This window comes from Pelagicoccus enzymogenes, from assembly GCF_014803405.1.
GTDB lineage: Bacteria > Verrucomicrobiota > Verrucomicrobiia > Opitutales > Opitutaceae > Pelagicoccus > Pelagicoccus enzymogenes.
This window is the reverse complement of record NZ_JACYFG010000045.1, coordinates 1-2,987: the sequence shown is the minus strand read 5'-3', so window position 1 is coordinate 2,987 and position 2,987 is coordinate 1. Positions and strand designations below refer to the sequence as shown.

6 protein-coding genes are annotated in these 2,987 nt (G+C 44.0%); all 6 read left to right on the top strand.

All coding sequences use genetic code 11. The annotated features are described in order from the left end of the window. Nucleotides 1-386: hypothetical protein (locus tag IEN85_RS18690; protein WP_191617059.1), on the top strand; the 386-nt coding region annotated here is incomplete at its 5' end. 67 nt (nucleotides 387-453) lie between these two features. Beyond that, on the top strand, nucleotides 454-771 hold the full coding sequence (locus IEN85_RS18685; RefSeq protein ID WP_191618634.1) for a hypothetical protein: 318 nt from the start codon (nucleotides 454-456) through the stop codon (nucleotides 769-771). A 127-nt stretch (nucleotides 772-898) separates the two neighbouring features. After that, nucleotides 899-1,402 (top strand): hypothetical protein, encoded by a 504-nt coding sequence (locus IEN85_RS18680; RefSeq protein ID WP_191618633.1) that lies wholly within the window; start codon nucleotides 899-901, stop codon nucleotides 1,400-1,402. 137 nt (nucleotides 1,403-1,539) lie between these two features. Beyond that, nucleotides 1,540-1,941, top strand: a complete 402-nt coding sequence (locus IEN85_RS18675; protein WP_191618632.1) for a hypothetical protein — start codon at nucleotides 1,540-1,542, stop codon at nucleotides 1,939-1,941. 13 nt (nucleotides 1,942-1,954) lie between these two features. Next, a complete protein-coding gene (locus tag IEN85_RS18670; protein WP_191618631.1) occupies nucleotides 1,955-2,383 on the top strand; it encodes a hypothetical protein in 429 nt (142 codons plus the stop codon). Nucleotides 2,384-2,472: 89 nt separating this feature from the next. Further along, the gene (locus tag IEN85_RS18665) at nucleotides 2,473-2,922 is read left to right on the top strand and encodes a hypothetical protein (protein WP_191618625.1); all 450 of its coding nucleotides are present in this window, start codon (nucleotides 2,473-2,475) and stop codon (nucleotides 2,920-2,922) included. Nucleotides 2,923-2,987: the final 65 nt, after the last annotated feature.

Sequence of the window (2,987 nt, the reverse complement as noted above, 5' to 3'; positions counted from 1 at the left end):
CACCTTTAATTCTGGTTCTCAGTGTGTTTTTAGCCGTAATACCAGCAGCGATTTGCGAGAGGTCAATAATCGGCAAGTGGACGTACCACGTGGATCAGGGAGAAGGTATCGAAGTGAAGGGGTTCATCGTCTACGAAATGGATAAGTCTTTTTACGAGGAAATGACACTCACCAAAAATGGCGAAGTAATGGATTTATTGAGAATGAAAGGAACATGGTTTGTGGACGGTTTAGACTTAACTACTAAATTCACCTCTCCCGACAGACCAGATGGAGCCGAAATAAAAAACGAATACACGATTATTGAAATAAATGAAGAGCACATGAGATATGTAGACAAAGAACGTCCTCGAGCCGAGTATAAGCAATATCGATCAACAAAATAGAGCCAACCAGACGTAGCAGGCAACGTGCGCAAGCGCACGCCGCCTGTACTCGACGTTAGCCAAAATAATGAATCACACCGAAGACATCTCACCAAAGACCATTGATGGCATCATTGACATCAACCTTTCCGAAGAGTCTGCTATCTACGAAATCTTTGAAGAGCTTAAGCAACGCTTCCCAGACGAATCCCCCAAAGAACTACAAAACCGAACCAAAGAACGAATCAAAGATAGAGTCCTCAGAGGAGAAGTAAGCTTCTACATTCGTAAAGATTCATCGAATACGATCTCTGAGATCTCAAAAGAGGAAGGAATCAAGATTTTGGATACTAGCGAGATATGGTCCTCAGACAGAAAGGAACGGTTTGTGGCTTATGAAAAATGAGGCTAACCAGTCGGTCCATACAACTCGGGCCAAGCGCCCGAGTTGTGGCAGCAGCAAGGACGTATCTTCACAACTTCCTGCACGACGGTTTCAGAGCCCTCGCGTATGACCTTCACGTTCGACAGAAATGAACAAACAGAAACTACTAATTGCCACTATCTTCTGCTTCTTAACGCTTTCGATAGGATTGTCTCTCGCGAGTCGTTCAGAACTCAAAAAGCAACAAAAGGAAATCGATATGATCGCTTCTTACGCGTTTTCCAAGCATGCTAATGAATTAATCGAAGATTACACAAAAAAGATGTATCAAAACATCCGCAACAATCCCCAACTATCCGATTTGTCATTTCAATGGAAAATATTCAAATACGGACTGAGTGACTATTTAAGAGAGTATGAAGTTGACTACAATCTCACGTTCAACCGAGAGATAAGCTCCAAGGAATTGGATCAGATAACCGACATGGACTATAACCCAGAATGGAAAGGCAACAACACGATTGAACAAACCAACACACCGCACACAATAACCAGCAATGGCATAACCATCTCAGAAACCCTAAATTCCAAATTAATCACCTCCGACCCAAGCAGAGTAATTTTAGAATATAGGGCTGGAATATCATATTAATATTAGTCGAACAAGTCGCTTCAGACAACGTCGGCAATCGCTCCCTCTTTCAATACGATCACATGAAAACCAAACACCCCAGTATCTTTAACCCCAGCCAGAGCCTCCGCGTCTGAGCTCGGCGATATGCAGAACTAATGAGTAACCTTGAAATCCACGCTATTTGCTTAGGCATCGGTTTCATTATATCCATCGGCTGGTGGAACGACGAGAAGCCGAATCCGCGGTTTCCGTGGCAGGCCGTTTCGATAGCAACTTTCTGGATACTACTTTCCGCTGTCATCGTAGTTAGCGTAAACGAAAGACCGACTTCTTACCTGGAGGCACTTTTTCATGGGATCGACTACGACTACTTCTTCTCGGACAGAAGTATGATTAAAAGAAGAGGAGCAGGGATTTTGATCACCGTTTCGATAGTCACGTTCACTTTCTTTTTCCGATGGCTCTGGCACTTCAAGAACCACCTGAAAGAACAAAAAAAGAAAAAGCATATCAAGGCGGTCGATACAACGGCGACTAGTCGCCGCGTATCACCTTAGCGTTGGACGAAGAATGAAAATCAGAAACACAATACTTCTTCTGCTGGTGCTCGTCCTCTCTGCGTGTAGTGGAAGCTGGGATACCGAAGCTCGTAAATTCTACACTACACTGCTTCCCAGAGACTCAAAAATCGTCGTCGGTTTTGATACAAACAACCGGTTAATTGGGTTTCAGTTTTCAGGTCCCGACTTCCCTGGAGGCAAGATTTTCAATCTTAAGACTCCATTGAAGGTATCGAGCATCTCTGTTGGCACGATAGGAGATGAATTTGTCGTTGGCTGTGAAGGTCATTGGTCCGAATGTAAAAACCAGAACTTGTTTAGATACAAGATGAGAGGTAGAGACCTAGTTATTCCGACCTCTGCAACTGGATCCGTTTCCATTTCCGTAGACGACCTGATAGAGAATGGAAAAGAAAAGTTCTCTGATTGGATTAAATGACCATGCAGAGTGACAACAAATTTAGTCCAACAAAACGCTGCAGGCAACGAGCGCAAGCGCTCGCCGCCTGAGCTCGACGTTCTGAAAAAATGAAACCTCGATGCCCAACTCTAGTCGCGCTGATCTTTATGGCTTTGGGCGTTATCCGAGCGAATGGAGCCAATCCAATAGAAGATCGATTGAAGATCGATACGATGTGGGAAGAATGGCTTAATCAGCCGAAACTTACCTACACGAACCTAGAAGAGTCAGACTTAAAAGAACTACACGGAACTTGGGAAGGATCCTGTGGAATTGAGGGATCGATAGATCAAGTATCAATCACCTTAAAAAATGATAAGAAATGGATCTCTAACGAATTCAACGAAGAAGATGTAAAGCAAATGTGGATTCTTTACGATGGACTCATTTTCCTCTACGTATCCAGTTCAAATGAGGGGCACCAAATGACCTCATGCATCTACAAAAGCAAAGGAGGCGACCTAAAGCTTATCTATGCTGATTGCGACAACCACACCCTAAACCTTAAGAAAAAATAGGTCAGAACAAATCGTGTCATACAACTCCGGGGGCTGCGCCCCCTCCGCGTATGCACTCGACGTTG